Here is a 20740-nt window from a genome sequence, read left to right on the forward strand (position 1 = left end):
GTGCAAATTCCGGAGAATTCAGCATTCCGGAGTCCACGAGTATGGGAGCGGGCGCACAAAACTGCGCTGAAAGCCCTGATTCTGAGCTCCCAACGCCTCAAGAGCCGCTCGTTTTTACAAGATGCGGCCCATGGCGCCTGCCTTTCGCCCAAAATTCAGTATGCAGGCACCCTCGGCTGCTGAAAACTCCCAAAAATGCACGGCGCCTCCTGCCCTAGGCACCCGCAGCAAGAAGACGAATAGCCTCGGCGAGTATGTAAACGCAGGGCCCTCCGACCCCGACCGACGATTTCGATTAGCGACCTTTGACGGAGTCAAGGGAGGAGCCAAATCGAAATACGTCGGGCGGGGTCGGAGGGCCCGATGGGATGGATTTCGGCCGAGGCTATTCGTCGCCGAAGCTGATGCCCAGCGCCTTGGCCTCGCGTACCAGGTCGCTCTGGGGATCGACAAACTTGAGCTTGCCGGCGACCTCCTCGAGCGGCATGTGGCACATCTTGCCGTCACGCAGGGCAATCATGTAGCCAAACTCGCCGCGTAGGCAGCCCAGTGCCGCCTCAACGCCGCACTGGGTCGCAAAGATGCGGTCCTGGGCGTCGGGCTGACCGCCGCGCTGCGTGTGGCCGGGGATGGCGACGCGGGTCTCGCGACCGGTCTTGGCCTCGATTTCCTTGGCAATGTCGTAGACAATCGACGGACTCGTGCGCTCGGCGAGCTTCTTCTTGTACTCCTTCTTGGGCAGCGCCGCGTCCTCCTTGGAGATAGCGCCCTCGGCGACGGCCACGATCGTAAAGCGGCTGCCGGTCTCCATGCGATGCTCGATGGTCTTGATGACGTTACCCATGTCGTAGGGAATCTCGGGAATCAGGATGACGTCCGCGCCGCCCGCGACGCCGGCGTACAGCGGGATCCAGCCAACCTTGTGGCCCATGATCTCGATAACGAACACGCGGCCGTGACTCGAGGCGGTGGTGTGGATGTCGTCGATGCACTTGGTGGCGACGTCGATGGCGCTCGTAAAGCCAAACGTCATTTCGGTGCCCCAGGTGTCGTTATCGATGGTCTTGGGCAGAGCGATAACGTTGAGGCCCTCTTCGCGCAGGCGGTTGGCAGTCTTGGTGGAGCCGTTGCCGCCCAGCATAAACAGGCAGTCGAGTTGCAGCTTGTGATAGGTGTGGACCATCGCAGGCACCTTCTCGACACCGTCGGCCTCGGGAATGTCCAGGCGCTTGAACGGCGTGCGGCTCGTGCCCAAAATGGTGCCGCCGCGGGTAAGGATGCCGCTAAAATCGGCGGGCGTCATGACGCGGAACCTGCTGTAGATAAGGCCCTGGTAGCCGTCCTCAAAACCATAGATCTCGATAGGTTCTTCGCTATTGGTCATAAGCGTTTTGACGATGCCGCGCATGGTGGCGTTGAGCGCCTGACAGTCGCCGCCACTGGTAAGAAGACCGATCCTAAGCATGATGAATCCTTCCGGGCAAGTTATAACATGCGCATAAGTTTACCCCCGCACACTGTTGATACGGGGGTAAAACGTGTTAGCTCAAGCGTATAGAAATGTAAACAACGTCAGGCGAGCGTAAGGTCGACGGGCCTGGCTCCTTACAGTGCGAAGGCGTCGACGTCGCCCCAGTGGCGGCGCAGCGTAATAGCGGCGGCGGGTTCGGTATTGTCAAAGACGACCGACCATTGCGTATTGCTGGTGATGTCTCCCTGTTTGGGCTCTTGCGCTGCGGCGCGCAGGGCTTCCCAGGCAATCGTTTCGTCCTGGGCACCGACATGGGCGTCAAGGACATCGGCAATTGCGACGGCGCGCTCTTTACCATGGCCCAGCTCGCCGTTCTTTTGGTTGGGCAGCACTTCGTCGCCATAGCAGGGGTAGAAGTTCGTAACCTGGCGTACAGGAGTCGCTTTGAAAGCGCGGTCCGGATCGTGCGGATCCCACTCTACTACGCGCGCGTCACCGGTGGCGTCGTTGATAAAGAAGTGATAATCGCGTCCTGCCATGGCGTGCATATCGTAGGCGGAAAGCAGGTCGACAGCTTCTTGTGTGGTGGCGGCACGGTCGAGTACCAGACGGATGGCGAGCGAGGTATTGATGACAGGGCGTTGCGTGTCCTGGTCACAGGGCTTGGAATCCAGGGTGAGTACGGCAACGGACACGCCGCATTCGTTAACACCGTCGAGCTGGGCAAACGGACCCATGAGTGCGGCGGCGCGTCCGGCGACGGAGTCAAGCGGAGTGTTATCGCCCAGGTTGTTAAGGGCGGCAAACCCGATGGAGGCATAGCCGCCGCGTGGGTGATTGCGCACCAGCAGCGCCGAGGTGTCGTCCTTAAAGTCGTAATTGCGACCGGTGCGCACGCGGCCTTCGGCATCTACGGCGACAAAAGCGCTGCAGGCAAACTGGGGAGCCTGGACATGTGCCGGCACACCGGGCAGCACCTGCGCCACCACGGCATCGATGTAGGCCTGGTCGTCGCGCACGCCAGCGGCGATGATGCGATCAAGATCGTAGTCGTAGGCGATGTCGATTGCGTACAGGTCATAGCCATCCGCGTAGCCGGTCAAGCGTTTGAGCGACGCGGCGGACTTGATTTGCTTGCGGTAAAGGATACCGGTGGCAGCGGCAAGGCCGACGGCGACTCCCGCGACACCGCAGGCGATGGCAATGTTACGTGGCTTCATGACGGCTCCTCTCGTCCTGTTGGCGTAATTATCGCAAAAGGAGCGCGGGCATGATGGCTCAACCTGGTGAGTGGCACGGGATTAAACATGGAATGAAGAGTGCGGCGCTGGCGTGGCGGGGTATGCTGGAGGGGACCATCAACCCAGCGAAAGGGGAGAGCATGACGGATCAGGAAACGCCCGAACGCGCGCATGTGACGGCCGACGATATCGAGGCCGCCAACGACCTTATCGACTTTATCGAGGCGTGCCCCAGCATGTTCCATACGGCGGCGACCATTATGGCCGAGCTCGACGAGGCGGGCTTTACCTACCTGCCCGAGAATGCGGCGTGGGACATCGAGCCGGGCGGGCGTTATTACACGCAGCGCAACACCTCGAGCGTTATCGCCTTTAAGGTGGGCGAGGACCTGGCCGCGACGTGGGGCGAGGACGGCGTTGCCGGCGACTATCATTTTCAGCTCACGGCGTCGCACAGCGATTCTCCGACGTTTAAGGTCAAGGCCGTGCCCGAGCTTGACGGCGCGGGCGAGACGCTGCGCCTGAACACCGAGGCCTACGGCGGCATGATCGACTACACCTGGTTCGATCGCCCGTTGGCGCTGGCTGGACGCGTGCTGGTGCGCGAGGGCGACCGTATTGAGAGCCGCCTGCTTGCCACCGAGCGCGAGGTCGCTATCATTCCGAGCCTTGCTATCCATATGAACCGTGGCGTCAATGAGGGCTTTGCACCCAACCGCGCTGTCGACCTGTGCCCGCTCATCAGCGCCGGCGAGCTTAAGCAGGGCGACTTTGATGCTCTGATCGCCGACGAACTGGACGTCGAGCCCGAGCAGATTCTGGGCCGCGATCTGTTCCTGGTCAATCGTCAGGACGCGCGCATTTGGGGCTGGGCCGACGAGTTTATCTCGACGCCCAAGCTCGACGACCTAGCCTGCGCCTACACCTCGCTGCAGGCATTTTTGGGCGCCGAGAATGCGCATGACATCTCGGTCTTTTGCTGCTTCGACAACGAGGAGGTTGGCTCCGAGACCAAGCAGGGCGCCATGTCGACGTTCTTGGCCGATGCGTTGCGTCGCATTAACGGGTCGCTGGGCTTTGATGACGAGTCGTACCACCGTGCGCTTGCCGCCTCGATGCTCGTGAGCTGCGACAACGCGCACGCCGTGCATCCCAACCACGCCGAAAAGTGCGATGCCTACAACCAGGTCGTGCTCAACGGCGGTATCGTCATCAAGGAAGCCGCCAACCAGCACTACTGCACCGATGCCTTTAGCCGCGCAGTGTTCCAGGCCATCTGCGATGACGCAGACGTGCCCACGCAAGCCTTTGCCAACAAGAGCGATATGGCGGGTGGCTCCACGCTCGGCAATCTGTCCAATATGCAGGCGAGCATGCACGCCGTGGACGTGGGCCTGCCGCAGCTGGCCATGCACTCGAGCTACGAGACCGGTGGCGTGCGCGACGTGATGTACGCGATCCGTGCCCTCACGGCTTTCTACGAGCGCGACCTAAACATCAACGGTGCCGAAAGTGTGGAGCTCTAAAACCTGCCAAAAAAGGACGGGTTTATTTTGGCAGGTTTTATCTGGGCAAATGCCGCAATGTCAACGGTAAGACGGAGCTGCTAAGGCTTGCAGATGAAGCCGACGCCAGCGAAACCGCCGCAGGGAGAGCAAAAGTCAGCGAGAGCCCGCCGTTTGAGCCAAGGTGCCGTGAAATGAAAAGGTGCTGACCTTCTGGTCGCGCCTTTGAAATTGAACGGCAGATTGGTAAAACGCCGGAACAATCTAATGCTCAATCCAACAACGTAAAGTTTCGCCGGCCAGCAGGTGACGCAGATTCTCCGCGGCAATGTCGACCACATTGTTGAGCGTAGCCTCCAAGTGAAACCAGCCGGAGACGTGCGGCGTGATGAGCATGTTGGGTGCATCCCACAGCGGGCTTGTGGCGGGCAGCGGCTCGGGATCGGTGACGTCGACCGCGGCGCCGGCGAGATGCCCCGATTCCAGAGCGGCAACCAGGTCGTCGGCGACCACAAGATCGCCGCGGCCGCCGTTGGCAAAGAACGCGCCCGGTTTCATCGCGGCGAAGAACTCGGCGTTCGCCAGACCGCGGGTCTCGGGCGTGCTGGGCATAAAGGATGCGACGATGTCGGCCTCTGCCAGGCGCTCAGACAGGGCATCCATGCCGTCCATGTCCTCAAACACAATGGGGTAGACGAGCGGATGGCGCTTGATGCCGCGGACATGCGCACCCATGCTGCGGCAGAGCGTGGCAAAGTGGCCACCGATATCGCCTGCGCCCAGCACCAGCACGTTGGCGTTTTTGAGCGAGGTGACCGGCCCCAAATCCTCCCAGCGATGCTCGCGCTGCAAGTCGTGATAGCCGGGCAGGCGCTTCATCATGGAAAGGACCATGGCAAACATGTGCTCGCTCACGGCCTGACCGTAGGCGCCGATCGAGCAAGACAGCTTGGCTTCAGCTGGCACGGTGCCGGCGGCAAGGTAGTCGTCATAGCCGGCGGTCTGCAATTGCAACAGCTGGAGATGGTCGCATGCCGTGAGCATGTCAGGGTCGATGTTGCCCAGGATCACGTCGGCATCGGCGACCTGTTCGCGCGTGATGTCGCCGGCGCTCGTGTAGATAAAATCCTCGCCCGGAGCGCTCGACTCAAGAATTGCACGATGGCGGTCGTTGACGGGCAGCAAAACCAGGATGTTCACAAGCATTCCTCTCCGCTCAACCTGCCAAAAAGGGACAGGTTTATTTTGGCAGGTTTTATCTGGCAAAACGTTCAAATAAAACGCCGGAGGCAAGACGAGCGTGCCCGCCAGCATCCGGCGCATCTACGGCTACCAGCTCAGCAGATCGTAGCCGTCCTCGGTCACCACGAGCTGTACCTCGCACTGGGCCGAGTCGCTGCCGTCCTTGGTGCGCACGCACCACCCATCGCCCTTGCTAATCTTAATGTCGGGTGCTCCGGCGTTGACCATGGGCTCGATAGTAAAGACCATGCCCGGAACCATGATAGTGTCCACGTCGGGCGCCTCGGTGGTAAAGCCCACAAACGGGTCCTCGTGGAACTCCTTGCCAATGCCGTGTCCGCCGTACTCGCGCACCACGCTAAAACCGGCGTCCTCGACCGTCTTTTGTACGGCCTCGGCCATCACGGAGAGCGGCAGCCATGGCTTGACGGCTGCCAGACCCGCCTCCACGCTGGCGCGGGTGACGTCGACCAAGCGCTGGCGCTCGGCCGAGACCTTGCCGATGCAGAACATGCGGCTCGAGTCGCTAAAATAGCCGTCTAAGATCGTTGAGCAGTCCACGTTGATGATGTCGCCCTCGTGCAGTACGTCCGTATCGCAGGGAATGCCGTGGCAGACTACGTCATTGATCGAGGTACACACGCTCTTGGGGTAGCCCTCGTAGTTGAGGTCGGCCGGCGTTCCACCATGCTCGACGGTGTAGTCGTAGATCATCTGGTCGATCTGGTTGGTGGTCATGCCCGCGGTGATATGCTCACCCACATAATCGAGCACGCCCACGTTGATGGCGGCCGAGCGCTTGATGCCCTCGATATCGGCAGGCGTCTTATAGAGCGTGCGGGGCAGGACGTTCCAGCCCTCTTCCCACAGGCGCTCGAGGCGCTCATCAAAGGAGCTGTGACATTTCTTGTATTTTTTGCCGCTGCCGCACCAGCAAGCGTCGTTGCGGCCGGGTACGGGTCCTTTGTCATACATAGCTAACTTCCTTTCATCCGCAGCTAGTATAGCCCACCCGCAGAGCAGCTAATTTGGGACGGGGCTTTTTTGACTGCTTTTGTCCGCGCGGCCTTGCGCCGCCATATCGCTCCCAAAAGCAGTCAAAAAAGCCCCGTCCCAAATTAGCTGCTCTTGGGCAGACGGGTGCTAGTAACTCACCTGGCAGGGGATGCCGAGGGCGCGCACGCGTGCGGCAATCGCGTCGAGCGCCTCGGGAGCCGCTTTAGCAAGGCCGGCGATCGGTGTCTCGCGCGCCACCGTGTAGATGGTCGCTTCTTGTGGGCGAATGCGCTCAAGCGCCGCGAGCCAGGGGCCGACGTATTCGTCGCCCGTGTTGTCAATAGACTTGCCTTGGTACTCGCCGGTTAGGAATAGCGTCTGGATAATAACGTGGCCATCAAAGCTCGCGAACGTCTCGATCTGGTGCTCGACGTCGTAGGGACCAACGGGCTGGTCGAGCAGCTGGATAAATGCCGGATCGACCGTATCGAGCTTGAGGATGTTGTCGTCGACCATCATGAGCGCATCATGCACCTGGGGACGGTCGGCGCGCGTGCCGTTGGAAAGCACGGCGATCTTGGTGTTTGGGGCAAGCTCGTCGCGCAGCGCGACGGCACCGGCGATGGCCTGCGGAAACTCCGGTGCGGCAGTGGGCTCGCCGTTGCCTGCGAAGGTGATCACATCGGGGAGCTCGCCCTCGGCTGCCATCTCGCGCAGCTTTGCTTCGAGCGCGTCGAGTACTACGGCGGCTGTGTTGCACGGCTCATGGCAGGGGCGCTCGGCGTTGAGGCCGTTTTCGCAGTACATGCAGTCAAAGGTGCAAATCTTGCCGCTGGCAGGCATCATGTTGACGCCGAGCGAGAGTCCAAGGCGTCGGCTGCGGACGGGCCCAAAGATGGGGCTGGCATTCAAAAACGTAGACATAGGCATATGCTCCTCGGGACAGTTGTACTTAAGCATAGCATTGGCCCCCGTGCCAATCGCGGGTCTGGACACTGTTGTCTAAGCCGAAACTGTGCAGCCTGGTGAGTTTTCGGAACCCTATCATGAAAGGGTGCGAGTCGGGTACAGTAAACGCACTTAAGTATGCGCAACATGGCGCCAGACTATCCAAGTCGCACCTCGGTGCGGCCTGATGGCGTTGACGATAGGATCACAACATGGATTTTACGGTCGAGAATGCGGGCACCACGATTGCCTGCCGCGAGTATGCCGGCCCGGATGTATCGTCCGATGCGCCCGCCTTGGTGTGCGTGCACGGTGCGTGCGTCGACGGCACATTTTTTGACGGCATCGCCCGCGAGCTCGCCTGTGGCTACCGCGTAATTGCCTACGACCGCCGCGGCTGTGGTGGCAGCAGCGAAGCGGCAGACGGCAGCTATGATCTTTCCACTCAGGCCGCCGACCTGCAGGCCGTGATCGAACACGTTGGCGCTTCGACAAATGTGCTTGCGCATAGCGCCGGTACGTTGGTGGCGCTGGAGCTTCTTCGCACCGAACCCCATCTCGTCGCCCGTGCGATTCTGCATGAGCCGGCTGTGTCGGCCGAAGGCGTCGGCATGGGCGCAGCTCCGGTTTTGCTCGATATGATTGCGGCTGGAAAGGTTTCAAGGGCACTCCGGCTTTTCTTGGGAGCCCTCGGCGACTTGGACCCCGAGGCTCCTGGGACGACCGAAGCGGAAGCCAAACATGCCCTGCGCAATGGTCGTTGCTTCATGGCCAATGAATACGGAACAAATATGACTTACGTTCCCAATTGGGATAGTGTCCGCGCATCGAAGTCCGTTGCTGCTGTGCTTCTCGGCGAGCTTTCGGTCGGTACGCCCCGCGAGGCTGGTACGCGAGCGGCTGCCGAATATCTCGATTGCCCCCTCGTGACGATCCCGGGCGCGCATAACGGTCTGCGCGATCGTCCCGTTACGGCGGCAAACGCCGTTCGCGATGTCTTGGAGCGTTAGCGCGCTCGATGACCTGCGGGGGGGGGGACTGTTGGCGTTTCGTCATTGTTAACGAATGTGCCCATAACCGCGCGCCCGCGGCTCCATTACCGCTGTTTGCCAGGTCATAAAAATGCAACGATAATCGCGCATTTGCCTGCAGCTGTTAGATGATACCCTTGTATCATTTGATATGCGCCGTTGCCGTGCGTGACGATAGAAAGGGCCCCATATGCTCAATAATCACGAGGCCAATCTAACCGACGAGGAGGCTGCCGCTGAGGTCGCCCGCGTCGCGAAGACCTACCCCGTGGTGCGTTTGCTGTCGGCCGATCAGATTAAGAGCGAGCCTAACTGCTTGCTCGCCGGCGATCGCTGCCCTTGTCTGCGTCAGTCGAGTCTTGAGGCCTTGGCAGATTCGGGTGAGGTGTCGGAGCAACTGCTCAACGATGGTGTTGAGTACCGCGCCCGTCTGCGCCCTCTAAAGGTCGAGGGTGAGCCTCACGTCTTGCTGATGGTGCGTCCGATTGATGAGCAAGAGGCCACAGAAGAGGACCTTGTCTACACCGACGTGCTGACGGGCGTGCGCAATCGCCGATATTACGAGGAAAAGCTCCGTAGCGCCCGCATGAATGCCGGCGTTGCGATGATCGACCTTGATGATTTTAGGGTCGTCAATGATACGTGTGGCCGTCATGCCGGCGACCTTGCGCTCGGTGCTGTGGCGACAGCCATACGCAGCGGAATCCGTTCGACTGACGAGCTTGTGCGCTATGGCTGCGACAAGTTTGTGGTCGTCATGCCCAATATTCCCTCCGATGACTTCACCCGTCGCCTGCATCAGGTATCCGATGCCGTTCATGCCACGATTATTCCGGGCCATGAGTACGTGAGCTTGACGGCATGTGTTGGTGGCGTTCGCATTCATGGCGAGACAGTCGATGAGGGCGTTGGCCGCGCTGTCCAGTTACTGAGCCACGCTAAGACAAAAGCCGGTACGGTCGTGACCGATGCCGATTCCATCGAGGCCTTCCAAAGCCAAAAGCCCCTGGTGCTGATTGCCGACGATTCCAAAGTGAGCCGGTCCATCCTCGGTGAGATGCTCAAGGACGACTATCGCATTCTAGAAGCCGATAGCGGTCGCGCCACGCTCGATGCGGTTGACCGTTATGGTGGCGACCTGTCCCTCGTGCTGCTCGATATTGTCATGTCGGACATGAGCGGCTGTGAGGTACTGGCCGAGCTTTCGCGTCAGGCAGCCCTCGATAGCCTACCTGTTATTGTGATCTCGAGCGAAGACACCGACGACGTGGTGTTACGTGCTTACGATTTGGGCGCCTCGGACTATATCAGTCGCCCGTTCGATGACCGCATTGTGCGTCGTCGCGTCAACAATATTATTCGACTGTATGCCAAACAGCGTCGTCTGACGAGTCTGCTGTCGCAGCAGTACAATGCGCGCGTCAATAACAGCCGTATACTCGTCGACATCATGGCGAGCGTCATGGAAGTCCGTAATGGCGAAAGCGGCAGGCATGTCACGCATATCGAGAAGTTGACTGAGCTGCTGCTTGGCGACTTGGCGCGACGGAGCGACAAGTACTCTCTTGGCAACGAGGAGCGTTCTTCGATTGCGTTGGCGTCGGCGCTGCACGATATCGGCAAGATGTCGATCGACGATGCGATTCTCAACAAGCCCGGACGTCTGACGCCCGAAGAGTTTGAAATAATGAAGACGCATACTACCATTGGCGCCGACATGCTGCGCAATCTGGGCAGAAACCATGAAGGAAGTGCCCTTTTGGACTATGCGTACCAAATCGCCCGCTGGCATCATGAACGTTGGGATGGTACGGGCTATCCTGACGGTCTTAAGGGCGACGATATCCCCATTGCCGCTCAGGTGGTCTCGGTGGCCGATGTGTACGATGCGTTGACGAGCGTGCGTGTGTACAAGGACGCCATTTCGCAAGAAGAGGCGATTCGGATGATTTTGGACGGTGAGTGCGGCGCTTTCAATCCGCTGCTTATCGAGTGTCTGCTCGAAGTGCGCGATCGCATTGCCGAGACGCTGGAGCGCCCTGCGGACGTTGTCGCGTTCCCTTCGGTTTAAGCTAGGCAAAGGGACGCCCCGTCGGACCATGTGGCCGGCGGGGCGTCCTTATCTGTTGTGCGGTTCGCGAACTAGCGGGCCTGCTTTACCTTGGCCGCCGCCTCGACAAACGACTTCCACAGGTTAAAGTCGGTCTCGAGCGTCTGCCAGGTGTACTCGGGATGCCATTGCACACCCAGGCAGAAAGGCTGGCCTTCGACCTCGATGCACTCGGGAACGCCGTCGGTTGCCTTGGCGACCAAGCGCGTGCTCTTACCCAGACGCTCGACGCAGCAGTGGTGTGCGGAGTTGGTCTGGATCAGCCTGTGCCCGCCAACCGCGCGCTCCAGAAGCGAGCCCGGCACGACCTCGACGGGATGCACAGGGTCGTTGAGCACGTGGGTATGGCGCCACTGCGTGCGGCCCTCGCGCGCGCCCAGGCTCGGTACGTCCATGCACAGGGTGCCGCCAGTGGCGACGTTGAGCAGCTGCGTGCCGCGGCAGGTGGTAAAGAGCGGCTTTTTGGCGCGGAGCACCTCGTCGACCAGCTTAAACTCAAAGCTATCGCGGATCTCGCAGCAGAGGGTGGGGTCGTAGGGTCGATCATCGCCCCAACGTTTGGGATTGACATCGGGGCCGCCGGGAATGGCGATGCCGTCGGCGATATCGACGTAATGACGGATGACCTCAATGTCCTCGGTGATGGACATCTGCAGCGGCAGGCCGCCGGCGGCAAGGATGGCATCGACAAAAACACTGGCGATTTCCTCGTTGGGGGAGAGCGTCTCGCTTAAAAACGGCTTTGCCTCTTCCCAACGCGGCGCCACCAGGATGAGCGGGCGGTCGGCGGGGGCAACGTCGACGTGCGGGGTATAGGACGAGGAAGTACGGGTTCCGATCATAGGTGCTGCTTTCGAATCTGAAGGTGACAGGGCGCATGAGAGACGTGGGACAACACTTTCAATGGATTTGTCCCACGGGGTTGCTGGTTAGTGGCCCTTGATGGAGTTGAGGAAGTCCTGGGCGCGCTTGGTCTGGGGGTGGTCGAAGAACTCGTCGGGCGTGCCGGTTTCCACGATTTGGCCGTCGGCCATAAACACGACGCGATCGGCCACGCGGCGGGCAAAGTTCATCTCGTGCGTAATGACGATCATCGTCATGCCCTGCTGGGCCAGACGGACCATGACCTCGAGCACCTCGTTGATCATCTCGGGGTCAAGGGCGCTCGTGGGCTCATCAAAAAGCATGGCCTTGGGTTGCATGGCAAGCGAGCGGGCGATGGCTACGCGCTGCTGCTGGCCGCCCGAGAGCTGTGCGGGCACCTTATCGGCCTGTTCGGCAACGCCCACGCGGCCCAGCAGGTCCATGGCGCGCTCGCGGGCCTCGTCCTTGGAGACGCCCAGCACGTCGACCGGTCCCAGCATGACGTTCTGCAGCACCGTCATATGTGCGAACAGGTTGAACTGCTGAAACACCATGCCCAGCTCGGCACGCATACGGGCAAGGTCCTTGCCTTCCTGCGGCAGGGGCTCGCCCTCGATGAGGATCTCGCCCGAGTCGATGGTTTCCAAGCGGTTGATGGTTCGGCACATGGTCGACTTGCCCGAGCCCGAGGGGCCGATCACGACGACGACCTCGCCGCGGTCGACCGAGAGATTGATGTCGTTGAGGACGTGCAGATCGCCATAGTGCTTATCGACGTGCCTGAGCTCGATCAGCGGCTGATTGCCGGTGGAAGAGGTGCTCTGTGCCATGGTGCTCGGCTCCTTATGACTGGAAATGGTAAAGCGTTAGCGGATGATGGTCGCGCCGGTCTTGTGCGAAACGTAGACAGCGGCCTTGTTGATCGCGACGTTGATGAGGATGTAGATGACCGCGATTACCAGGTAGACCGACACGAGGGCGTCATAGTTGGTAATGAGCACGCGGGCATTTTGCATGAGGTCGGGGTAGCTCACCACGTAAGCGACGGTGGTGTCTTTGACTACGACCACAAGCTGCGAAATCAACGACGGAATGATAAACCGAATCGCCTGCGGCAGCACGATTTTAAAGGTGATTTTAGCTTTGGAGAGACCGAGCGCTTGAGCTGCCTCGACCTGCCCGCGCGGCACGGCGTTGACGCCCGCGCGAAAGATCTCGGCCAGCACGCCGGCTGCAGCGAGCGCGACGGGGAGCGTGAGCATCCAAAACGACGGCAGCGCAATTTTGTACTGAGGCAGCACCAAAAAGAAGAAGTAGATGAACAGCAGGCTCGGCACACCGCGGAAGAAATCGGTGAGCACGCGGCAGACCAGCTGCAGCGGCTTAATGTCGCTGGTGCGGCCGAGCATAAGGGCTAGGCCCAACACCAGCGCGATGGCGCCAGCGGTGAGTGCGACTTTAACGGTGCCCTCAAAGCCGGCAAGCAGGAACTTCCAGGTGGTGAGGTGCGTAAAGAAATACCAATAGTGGACCGAAAGCTGACCGGTCACATAAAAGCGCTGCAACACGAGGACGGCGAGCGCGGCGACGGCAACAAGCGAGATAGCGGTGCCGATGCGAATCTTGGCGCGCATCTTGGGGCCGGGAGCCTCGTAAAGCGCATCGCGCATGGTGAGAGCGGAGGTGGAATGCTTGCTCATCGGAGGATCCTCACCTTCTTATCGATGTAGTTGCCAATGTGGCTCACCACAAAGGCCGTGCCCAGGTAGCCGAGCGCCGAGATAAAGAACGCGGCGACGCCGCCGAGCGAGCGCGTGTTGATGTAGCTCACCACGCCGGTGAGCTCCTGCGGTTGAAGCGGTACCTGGCTGCCGAGTGCGGTGGTGAGCATGACGGCGATAAAGAGGTTGGTCATGGGCAGCACGCTCGAGCGCAGCGCCTGCGGAATCACGATCTTGGCGAGGATGCGGCTGAAGCTCATGCCGAGCGAGCGCGCGGCTTCCACCTGGCCGACGCCGACGGTGTTGATGCCGCTCATAAAGTTCTCGGAGCCAAAGGCCGAGCCCAAAAGGACCGTGGCGACGATAACGCAGGTGCGGTAGGGCAGGACGACCTTGAGCGGCGGCAGCGCATAGACGACGATGATAAGCAGCGCGATGCCGGGGATGTTACGGAAGACCTGAACATACAGGTCGCCAAAAATGCGCAGCGGCTTGAGCGGCGACACGCGCATCACGGTGACAGCGACGGCCAGCACCATGGCGATGGCAAACGACTCAAGCGTCATGCCCCAGGTTGCTAGCAGCGCGTCGATATAGTTCTGGCCATAGAGCGACCAGAGCTCGGAGAGACTCATGCGGACCTCCCGCCGATAAGGAAAGGGGCTCCCGTGTGTACGGAAGCCCCGACAACTCAGTGTGGAAACAGTTTAGCGCAATAAAGCGCATCGTGCGTTTCCGTATGGTTTCGTAGCGGCCGTTACTGGGCTCGCTGTCTAGGCGCCGATCTCGGGCAGCTCGGGAACGTTGGTGTCGCCCGTGCGATCGCCGATGCAGATCTGCCACAGCTCGGTCCAGGTGCCATCGTCCTCGATCTTCTTAAGGAAGTCGTTGACAAAGGCGACGCCGTCGGAATCGAGCGGCAGGCCGATGCCGTAGGGCTCTTTGCTGCCGAAGGGCTTGCCGGCGATCTTGTACTTACCGGGCTCGCGGACCAGGGCGCTCTGCTGCATGTTGTTGTCGATGACGTAGGCGTCAACGCGGCCCTGCTGAAGTGCCTGACGGGCCTCCTCGTCGGTCTTGAACTCCTGCTGGCTGGCCTTGGGGGCGAACTCCTCCAGGATGGCGGGGCCGTTGGAGCCGGACTGGACGGCGACGTTCTTGTCGGCCAGGTCGTCGACGCTCTTGATGTCGTCGTTGTCGGCGAGCACCAGGATAGCCTGCTGGGTGTAGTAGTAGGGACCGGCAAAGGAGACAAGCTTCTTGCGCTCATCGGTAATAGTGTAGGTGGCAAAGACGGCGTCGACCTGGCCGTTCTGCAGGACGGACTCACGCGTGTCCGAGGTCACCTGGGTGATTTCGACCTTGTTCTCGCCCAGAATGTAGTTGGACAGGAGCTGCGCGATGCCGGCGTCGAAGCCACGGGTCTTGCCGTCTTTCTCGTTGAGGAGGGAGAAGAGCGTGGAGGTCTGAACGCCACCGATCTTAAAGACGCCGGCGTCCTTGACGGCCGTGGCCCAGGTGCTGGCGGCGATGGCGTCGTCATCGGCCTTGGGGCCGTTGTCGACGAGCTTGTCGAATGCCTTGGCATCGAGCGTGGTGGAAGCCTCGGTGTCCTCGGGGCTCTTGGAGGAGCCGGCGGCGGAACCCTTGTCGGCCTCGGCGCTGGTGTCGGAGCAGCCGGCAAGACCAAGGCCGGCGACGGTTGCAAAGGTGGCGGCGATGAAGCCGCGACGGTCGAGAACGACCTGCTGGGAGAGGTTCTTGCTCATGGTAGAACACCTTTCTCAATAAAATCCCTAGCGGTTGAATAGAGTTATACCCTATCGCGCTCAAATGGGTCAACACGAAATAACTCAGAAACATACTTACCTTATGGGTAATTCTACCTACCAAAAAGGGACAGGTTTATTTTGGCAGGTTTTATCTGGGCAAACGTCGATTATTACAGCTGAGATAGCGTTTTGCGGACAGCATGGTCGCTCGCGGCGGTCGCTATAATGGCGGCAACGCGACATATATAAGTAAGGAGATCGCGTATGAACGGTTATTCGTTTTTCGCGCCGACCATGACTTAAAACTACCACAAAGGGGACGGGCACCTTTGTGGTGATTCTTGCAGATGTGGCGGCCTGCCTCGATGTTTTGTCTCAATCTGTAACATCTGCAGCCATTTTTGCCGAGTAACTGTTACAGATTGAGATTTTCTCTTTAGGGGGATTTGAGTGTCTCGATCTGTAACATCTGGACGGACAAAAGGTCTCTATCTGTTACAGATTGAGACAAACAACAGGGGCAAAGACGGTTTGTCTAGATCTGTAACAATTGGGCAAGGATTTGTCCTCTAGGTGTTACAGATCGAGACAATTGAGTTGGGAAAATAAAAACCTCCGCAGGGGTGCTTCCCTTGCGGAGGTTTTTCTACTCGTTCAGCAGGCGTACTGCTTCGGCGGCCATGTTCTCAATCGTCATGCCGTTCTGAGCAAGCAACTCGTTGGGATCGTAGCGGTCGGGAAAGCCCTTGGCGATACCAAAGGTGCGCGTGCGCACGGGCGTGCAGGACAAGTAGCACGCGACGCGCTCGCCCCAGCCACCGTCCAAGATGCCGTCCTCGAGGGTGACGACAACGCGATGCTCGGCGGCAAGGCCATCGAGAGACTCGCGGTCAAGCTCGGTTGCAAAGCGCGGGTTGACGAGCGTGGCCTCTATGCCGTATTCGGCAGCCAAGCGGTTTGTCACGCGCTCGCCCAGCTCAAAGAAATCGCCAAGCGCGAGCACGGCAACGTCGCGGCCCTGACGCACCACGTCGTAGCGAACGGCGCTGTAGTCGGTGTCCTCGGCGGGCGCCAAATCGGGGCGGCTAACCAGGCCAATGCCCGGAACGCGGATCGCCACGGGATGCTCGCGGTGGTCGAGCGACCAGCTCAGCATGGACAGGTATTCCTCCATGCAGGCCGGTGCCAGATAGCGCATGTTGGGAAGTCCGCCCAGCATGGATATATCAAAGAACGAGAGGTGCGTCTCGGATGTGGTGCCAAAGATCGACGCGCCAAACACCAGGATGGTTGCGGGGGTGTCGTTGAGGCACAGGTCGTGCCACAGCTCGTCGTAGGCGCGCTGCAAAAACGTGCCGTACACACCAAAGACTGGCTTGGCGCCCGAGCGCGCAAGCGCGGTGGCAAAGGTCACGGCGTGCTCCTCGGCAATGCCCACATCGACGAACTGTTTGCCGGCGGCAGCGCGAAGCTCGGGTGTAAAGCCCATGATGTAGGGCGTGGCGGCCGTGATGCCCACGACCTGTGGATCGCGCTCGATGGCGGCGCTGAGTGCCTCGCCCGTAATGTCGGCATAGGTGCGCGGCGCAGGCTCGCTCGGATGGCCCGGGCAGAGCTTGCGCCCGGTTGCCATGTCAAACGGACCCACATGGTGCCAGCGCTCGGGGTCGCTCTGGGCCGGCTCAAAGCCCTTGCCCTTGGCGGTGGAGACGTGCAGCACGATGGGATGATCGATATTGCGTAGTTCCTGCAGCGCGTCGACGAGGGCTAACACATCGTTACCGGTGTCCAGATAGCGGTAGTCGAGCCCCATCGCGCGGAAAACGTTGCGCTCACAGGCGCCGTTGCTGGCGCGCAGCTCGGCCAGATTGCGATACAGGCCGCCATGGTTTTCGGCGATGGACTGGTCGTTATCGTTGACGATGATGATCAAGTTGCTGTCGAGCTCGGCGGCATTGTTGAGGCCCTCAAACGCCAGGCCGCCCGAAAGCGAGCCGTCGCCAATAACGGTAATGACGTTGTACGCGTCACCCGCCAGGTCGCGCGCGTGGGCAAGGCCGCAGCCCAGGCTCACCGACGTGGAGGTATGGCCCATGGCAAACAGGTCGTGCTCGGACTCGTCGGGATTGGCAAAGCCAGAAGCCTCACCATAACGCTCCGGATCGATATAGGTGTACGCGCGCCCCGTCAGCGCCTTGTGGGCGTAGGTCTGGTGCGAAACGTCAAAGACAATCTTGTCGATGGGGGAGTTAAACACGCGATGAAGCGCAACCGTAAGCTCAACGACGCCCAGGTTGGGGGCAACGTGCCCACCGACGGCGGCGGAGCTTTCGAGGATTGCCTGGCGGATCTCGCCGCAGAGCAGCGGAAGCTCGGCGCGGTCGAGAGCCTTGACGTCCTCGGGCGTTGTCGTTTGCGTAAGCAGCATCGTTGTGGGTTACTCCATGCGAATCGAGCGCCGGCGCTCTTTCGGCCGGCACAATTGCACAAAACAGTCTCGCACATTTTGGCGTTTGATATGTGACGGCGGCGCGGTAATTCGCCAACTGGTGGGGCAAAACGTTTTGTCCGATGCCATACTGGTAGATTCGATGATGATTAATTCAATGCGTGCAGGCTGTGGCTTGTCGCCGTGAGTCGCTGGAAGGAGGCAGCATGTCCGATGTCGTTCGTGCCGAGAAAATCGCGCACGAGGTCGACTGTGCCGCCCGTCAGCTCGCCCAGGCGGGCCGCTTGGACCTGACGCACGAGTTTATCCAGCATGGCGACGTGACGGTCTATGCACATGTGACTTCGGTAGCGCGGGCGAGCCTTTCCTTTGCCGAGCGCTTGGGCCGTGTCGGTGTCTCGGTCGACCGCGCCTCGTTGCTGCGCGGGGCCCTGCTGCACGATTACTTTCTTTATGACTGGCACGATCCCGACCCAAGCCATCGGCTGCATGGCTTTCGGCATCCGTTTTTTGCCCTGGCGCGTGCGGAGGAAGATTTTGAGCTGACGTCGCGCGAGCGGAATATTATCGTGCGGCATATGTTTCCGCTGGTGCCGGTGCCGCCGACGTGTCGTGAGGCATGGATTGTGTGCCTGGCGGATAAATGGTGTGCTCTGCGCGAGACGATTGCCGGCCGTCTGCCGCGCAAGGACGAGGCAGACGATGGCGTGAGTGAAGATTCGAGCGAAAAGAGGAGAGGGTAGACGGTGGGGACCGCGATCGACATGGCATTTGACGGCGCGACGCTTGCCGCCTGCCCGCTCTCGGCGCTGGTGCTCTCGTTTGCCTTTTACGGGTTTTGCGGTTGGGCATGGGAGTCGACAGTCTGCGCCATGCTCAACCAAGGACGCTTTGCCAACAGCGGATTCTTGCTGGGGCCGTGTTGCCCTATCTATGGTGTGGGCGGCATAGCCTGCTGGCTTTTGCTGCGCGGGATTCCGGATGCCTCGAGCCAATTTGTCGCCGCGGCGCTTGTGTGCAGCGTAATCGAGTACAGTGTGGGCCTTCTATTGGAAAAGACAACAGGCGCACGCTTTTGGGACTACTCGCACCTGCCGTTTAACTTGCACGGACGTATCTGCCTGTACTGGGCCTGCGCGTTTGGCCTGGGCGCGTTGTGCATTTGTCGTTTAGTGGAGCCGGCATTGCTGGGACTGCTTGGCCATCTGCCGGTGCTGATTGTGCGGCTGTCTGCCTTTATCGTCGCGATTGCGATGATGGTCGACGCGGTGTTCTCTTTGGCCAGTTGGCGTCGCCTGTCCGATCAGCTGGAGCGTGTGCGCGCCGACCTTGCCGACCGCATCAATGAGTCGCTTGCCGACGCGTCCGACTCCATGCTCGAACGTATTCCCGATTCGACGATCGACTCGGTAGCGCAGACGCATATCCGTAGCCGCGCCGTTAACGCGTGGCTGGCCGAGCTGGGCGACGCGGCGCTCGATGCCCTTCGTGAGAAGGCTTCGATGCCGACGTTTATCTCGGATGGTGCTCGCGGCCTGGCGCTTGCCGCCCGCCGCGTGGCCGATGCCGCGCCGAGCATGCCGCGTCCGTCGCTCAGTCGTCGCCTTGCCGGTAAGCGCATGAGCCGTCCGGTGCCGAGTGTGTCGCTCAGCCGTCGCGACCTGCGCTTCTTCAATGCTTTCCCGCGCTTGCGCATCAATCGCTACGAGGGCGTCATTCGAGCAACTAATCTCCGCGACCGCGCCCACGAGCTGTTTCGGCGCTAGCCGGGATGGGTGCGCACACGGCTCTCTTGCTCGCGTATTTCCCGTTCGTTTCGCGTCCGTTGCCGCGCCGTTTCCAAGATTGCGGCACCGTTTCCATTCGACAACGCAGCGTTTAACAACGCCGTATCTGGTCTACACCAGTTGCCCCTCGGCCGCATTATGGGCGCCGACAACGTTCATGCGACCAAAGGGGAGCGAATGTACGATACGGGATCGACAACGTTTATGCTCATCTGCACCATGCTCGTGTTTTTAATGACACCGGGTCTGGCGTTTTTCTATGGCGGCCTGTCCAGGCGCAAAAATGTCATCAACACCATGCTTATGTGCTTTGGCGCCATTGGTCTGGTTGGTGTGCTGTGGATTGTTGCCGGCTGGTCGCTGGCCTACGGCGGCGACGGCTCGAGCCCGTTTATTGGAGGCCTTGACCAGCTGCTGTGCTTGCCGGTGCTCAACCAGGTGCTGCAGGCGGCCGAGGGCAATGCTGCGGACGGTGCCGTCTACCCTCAAATCATCAACATCACCTTCCAAATGGCGTTTGCCATGATCACGGCTGCTATCGTCACGGGCAGCCTGGCCGGCCGCGTTAAGTTTGGTGCCATGACGGCCTTCCTGGGCATTTGGCTGCTCGTGGTCTATGCGCCGCTCGCCCACATGGTCTGGGGCGGTGAGGGTTCCTTTATCGGCGACATCATCGGCGCGCTCGACTTTGCGGGCGGCGACGTGGTGCACATCTCGTCCGGTCTCACGGGCCTGATTCTCTGCTTAATGCTCGGCCGTCGTCGCGGCTTTGGCATGGTGAGCTACCGCCCGCATAACGTGCCGTTTGTGGCGCTGGGCGCCGGCCTGCTTTGGTTTGGCTGGTTTGGCTTTAACGGCGGCAGCGAGTTTAAGGCCGACGCCGTGGCCGCGCTCGCCATCCTCAACACCGTGACGGCCAGCGCGGCGGGCATGGTCTCGTGGCTTGTCGTCGAGCGCGTGCATACCGGTCGCCCCACGCTGGTGGGTGCCAGCACCGGTCTGGTTGCGGGCCTTGTGGTGGTCACGCCGGGTGCGGGCTTTGTCGAGCCGTGGGCGGCGCTGGTCATGGGCCTGATCGTATCACCTGTCTGCTACCTGGCTATCAGCCATCTCAAGACCAAGTTTGGCTACGACGATGCGCTCGACGCGTTTGGCTGCCACGGCATCGGCGGCATCTTGGGCGGCGTGCTCACGGGCCTGTTCTGCGTGCCGGAGCTCTCGTGGACCGGTAAGGGCGGCCTGTTCTACACGGGCGACGTGTCGCTGCTCATCTCGCAGATTTTGGGCATTGTGGTGACGGTCGCTCTTGTACTGGTGCTCGACTTGGTGATCGCTGCGGTGGTCAAGGCGCTGTTCCGCGGCAGCCTGCGCGTGGACGAGGCAGACGAGGCGCTGGGCCTGGATGCGAGTCAGCACGGCGAGAGCGCGTATCCTTCGTTCTCTGGGCTCGATTAGCAGCACGGCTTTCCCAGGCACCCGACCTTGCCCCTCAAACCGTCGCTTGCGTACCGAAGTACGCGGCGCTCCTCTTTCGGGGCAATCTCGGGCACCTGGAAAACCCGTGCCACATGAATGAGCGGTTCATTTCTTTATTAAAGAGAGG

At 60.6% G+C, this 20740-nt stretch carries 17 protein-coding genes; 6 read left to right on the plus strand and 11 right to left on the minus strand.

Going from position 1 to position 20740, the window contains the following annotated elements:
• Window positions 1-385: 385 nt before the first annotated feature.
• Entirely contained in the window at window positions 386-1465 is a 1080-nt protein-coding gene (locus ACQRCA_RS02445; protein ID WP_154514896.1) for a 6-phosphofructokinase, read from the minus strand.
• Window positions 1466-1605: 140 nt separating this feature from the next.
• Window positions 1606-2691 carry a carcinine hydrolase/isopenicillin-N N-acyltransferase family protein gene (locus ACQRCA_RS02450; RefSeq protein ID WP_427718207.1) on the minus strand — a complete coding sequence of 362 codons (1086 nt, stop codon included), beginning with the start codon at window positions 2689-2691 and terminating at the stop codon, window positions 1606-1608.
• 161 nt (window positions 2692-2852) lie between these two features.
• On the opposite strand from ACQRCA_RS02450, the gene ACQRCA_RS02455 reads away from it, so the two are divergent.
• On the plus strand, window positions 2853-4238 hold the full coding sequence (locus ACQRCA_RS02455) for a M18 family aminopeptidase (RefSeq protein ID WP_427718208.1): 1386 nt from the start codon (window positions 2853-2855) through the stop codon (window positions 4236-4238).
• A 243-nt stretch (window positions 4239-4481) separates the two neighbouring features.
• Here the strand turns inward: ACQRCA_RS02455 and ACQRCA_RS02460 are convergent, their stop codons facing one another.
• The 3 genes from ACQRCA_RS02460 to ACQRCA_RS02470 all read right to left on the minus strand — a co-directional run bounded on the left by ACQRCA_RS02460 (window position 4482) and on the right by ACQRCA_RS02470 (window position 7379).
• Window positions 4482-5423: a D-2-hydroxyacid dehydrogenase gene (locus ACQRCA_RS02460; RefSeq protein WP_427718211.1), complete on the minus strand. Its 942-nt coding sequence runs from the start codon at window positions 5421-5423 to the stop codon at window positions 4482-4484.
• A 123-nt stretch (window positions 5424-5546) separates the two neighbouring features.
• Complete coding sequence (map, locus tag ACQRCA_RS02465; RefSeq protein WP_427718214.1) at window positions 5547-6434, minus strand: type I methionyl aminopeptidase; 888 nt, start codon at window positions 6432-6434, stop codon at window positions 5547-5549.
• A gap of 168 nt (window positions 6435-6602) precedes the next feature.
• Window positions 6603-7379, minus strand: coding sequence for a radical SAM protein (locus ACQRCA_RS02470; protein WP_427718216.1), 777 nt, complete (start codon window positions 7377-7379; stop codon window positions 6603-6605).
• Window positions 7380-7615: 236 nt separating this feature from the next.
• Here ACQRCA_RS02470 and ACQRCA_RS02475 point away from each other — a divergent pair, with 236 nt between their 5' ends.
• Together ACQRCA_RS02475 and ACQRCA_RS02480 are read left to right on the plus strand one after the other, a co-directional pair.
• The gene (locus ACQRCA_RS02475) at window positions 7616-8413 is read left to right on the plus strand and encodes an alpha/beta fold hydrolase (RefSeq protein WP_427718218.1); all 798 of its coding nucleotides are present in this window, start codon (window positions 7616-7618) and stop codon (window positions 8411-8413) included.
• 211 nt (window positions 8414-8624) lie between these two features.
• Window positions 8625-10505: a diguanylate cyclase gene (locus tag ACQRCA_RS02480; protein ID WP_427718221.1), complete on the plus strand. Its 1881-nt coding sequence runs from the start codon at window positions 8625-8627 to the stop codon at window positions 10503-10505.
• Between the two features lie 71 nt (window positions 10506-10576).
• Here the strand turns inward: ACQRCA_RS02480 and ACQRCA_RS02485 are convergent, their stop codons facing one another.
• The 6 genes from ACQRCA_RS02485 to ACQRCA_RS02510 form a co-directional block, all read right to left on the minus strand.
• Complete coding sequence (locus ACQRCA_RS02485; protein WP_427718223.1) at window positions 10577-11386, minus strand: gamma-glutamyl-gamma-aminobutyrate hydrolase family protein; 810 nt, start codon at window positions 11384-11386, stop codon at window positions 10577-10579.
• An 87-nt stretch (window positions 11387-11473) separates the two neighbouring features.
• The gene (locus ACQRCA_RS02490) at window positions 11474-12238 is read right to left on the minus strand and encodes an amino acid ABC transporter ATP-binding protein (protein ID WP_022094659.1); all 765 of its coding nucleotides are present in this window, start codon (window positions 12236-12238) and stop codon (window positions 11474-11476) included.
• Window positions 12239-12274: 36 nt separating this feature from the next.
• Window positions 12275-13108 (minus strand): amino acid ABC transporter permease, encoded by an 834-nt coding sequence (locus ACQRCA_RS02495; protein ID WP_373094275.1) that lies wholly within the window; start codon window positions 13106-13108, stop codon window positions 12275-12277.
• Complete coding sequence (locus ACQRCA_RS02500) at window positions 13105-13764, minus strand: amino acid ABC transporter permease (protein WP_154514877.1); 660 nt, start codon at window positions 13762-13764, stop codon at window positions 13105-13107. The genes ACQRCA_RS02495 and ACQRCA_RS02500 overlap by 4 nt, the downstream gene beginning before the upstream one ends.
• A 138-nt stretch (window positions 13765-13902) precedes the next feature.
• Window positions 13903-14898, minus strand: a complete 996-nt coding sequence (locus ACQRCA_RS02505; protein WP_427718227.1) for a glutamate ABC transporter substrate-binding protein — start codon at window positions 14896-14898, stop codon at window positions 13903-13905.
• Between the two features lie 649 nt (window positions 14899-15547).
• Window positions 15548-17329 carry a 1-deoxy-D-xylulose-5-phosphate synthase gene (locus ACQRCA_RS02510; protein WP_427718229.1) on the minus strand — a complete coding sequence of 594 codons (1782 nt, stop codon included), beginning with the start codon at window positions 17327-17329 and terminating at the stop codon, window positions 15548-15550.
• A 227-nt stretch (window positions 17330-17556) separates the two neighbouring features.
• Here ACQRCA_RS02510 and ACQRCA_RS02515 point away from each other — a divergent pair, with 227 nt between their 5' ends.
• From ACQRCA_RS02515 to ACQRCA_RS02525, 3 genes are all read left to right on the plus strand, one after another.
• Complete coding sequence (locus tag ACQRCA_RS02515; RefSeq protein WP_427718231.1) at window positions 17557-18093, plus strand: HD domain-containing protein; 537 nt, start codon at window positions 17557-17559, stop codon at window positions 18091-18093.
• A gap of 3 nt (window positions 18094-18096) precedes the next feature.
• Window positions 18097-19116: a putative ABC transporter permease gene (locus ACQRCA_RS02520; RefSeq protein WP_427718234.1), complete on the plus strand. Its 1020-nt coding sequence runs from the start codon at window positions 18097-18099 to the stop codon at window positions 19114-19116.
• Between the two features lie 198 nt (window positions 19117-19314).
• Window positions 19315-20592 carry an ammonium transporter gene (locus ACQRCA_RS02525; RefSeq protein WP_427718237.1) on the plus strand — a complete coding sequence of 426 codons (1278 nt, stop codon included), beginning with the start codon at window positions 19315-19317 and terminating at the stop codon, window positions 20590-20592.
• Window positions 20593-20740 lie beyond the last annotated feature (148 nt).

This window comes from Collinsella sp. SGI.095, assembly GCF_050314535.1.
In the GTDB taxonomy this organism is placed as follows: domain Bacteria; phylum Actinomycetota; class Coriobacteriia; order Coriobacteriales; family Coriobacteriaceae; genus Collinsella.

Bases quoted from the DNA above. Each gene is read 5' to 3' on its own strand.
- ACQRCA_RS02475 (WP_427718218.1), top strand. From the start codon at position 7,616: ATGGATTTTACGGTCGAGAATGCGGGCACCACGATTGCCTGCCGCGAG.
- ACQRCA_RS02485 (WP_427718223.1), bottom strand. From the start codon at position 11,386: ATGATCGGAACCCGTACTTCCTCGTCCTATACCCCGCACGTCGACGTT.
- ACQRCA_RS02450 (WP_427718207.1), bottom strand. From the start codon at position 2,691: ATGAAGCCACGTAACATTGCCATCGCCTGCGGTGTCGCGGGAGTCGCC.
- ACQRCA_RS02525 (WP_427718237.1), top strand. From the start codon at position 19,315: ATGTACGATACGGGATCGACAACGTTTATGCTCATCTGCACCATGCTC.
- ACQRCA_RS02490 (WP_022094659.1), bottom strand. From the start codon at position 12,238: ATGGCACAGAGCACCTCTTCCACCGGCAATCAGCCGCTGATCGAGCTC.
- ACQRCA_RS02470 (WP_427718216.1), bottom strand. From the start codon at position 7,379: ATGTCTACGTTTTTGAATGCCAGCCCCATCTTTGGGCCCGTCCGCAGC.
- ACQRCA_RS02515 (WP_427718231.1), top strand. From the start codon at position 17,557: ATGTCCGATGTCGTTCGTGCCGAGAAAATCGCGCACGAGGTCGACTGT.
- map (WP_427718214.1), bottom strand. From the start codon at position 6,434: ATGTATGACAAAGGACCCGTACCCGGCCGCAACGACGCTTGCTGGTGC.
- ACQRCA_RS02510 (WP_427718229.1), bottom strand. From the start codon at position 17,329: ATGCTGCTTACGCAAACGACAACGCCCGAGGACGTCAAGGCTCTCGAC.
- ACQRCA_RS02460 (WP_427718211.1), bottom strand. From the start codon at position 5,423: ATGCTTGTGAACATCCTGGTTTTGCTGCCCGTCAACGACCGCCATCGT.
- ACQRCA_RS02505 (WP_427718227.1), bottom strand. From the start codon at position 14,898: ATGAGCAAGAACCTCTCCCAGCAGGTCGTTCTCGACCGTCGCGGCTTC.
- ACQRCA_RS02445 (WP_154514896.1), bottom strand. From the start codon at position 1,465: ATGCTTAGGATCGGTCTTCTTACCAGTGGCGGCGACTGTCAGGCGCTC.
- ACQRCA_RS02480 (WP_427718221.1), top strand. From the start codon at position 8,625: ATGCTCAATAATCACGAGGCCAATCTAACCGACGAGGAGGCTGCCGCT.
- ACQRCA_RS02495 (WP_373094275.1), bottom strand. From the start codon at position 13,108: ATGAGCAAGCATTCCACCTCCGCTCTCACCATGCGCGATGCGCTTTAC.
- ACQRCA_RS02500 (WP_154514877.1), bottom strand. From the start codon at position 13,764: ATGAGTCTCTCCGAGCTCTGGTCGCTCTATGGCCAGAACTATATCGAC.
- ACQRCA_RS02455 (WP_427718208.1), top strand. From the start codon at position 2,853: ATGACGGATCAGGAAACGCCCGAACGCGCGCATGTGACGGCCGACGAT.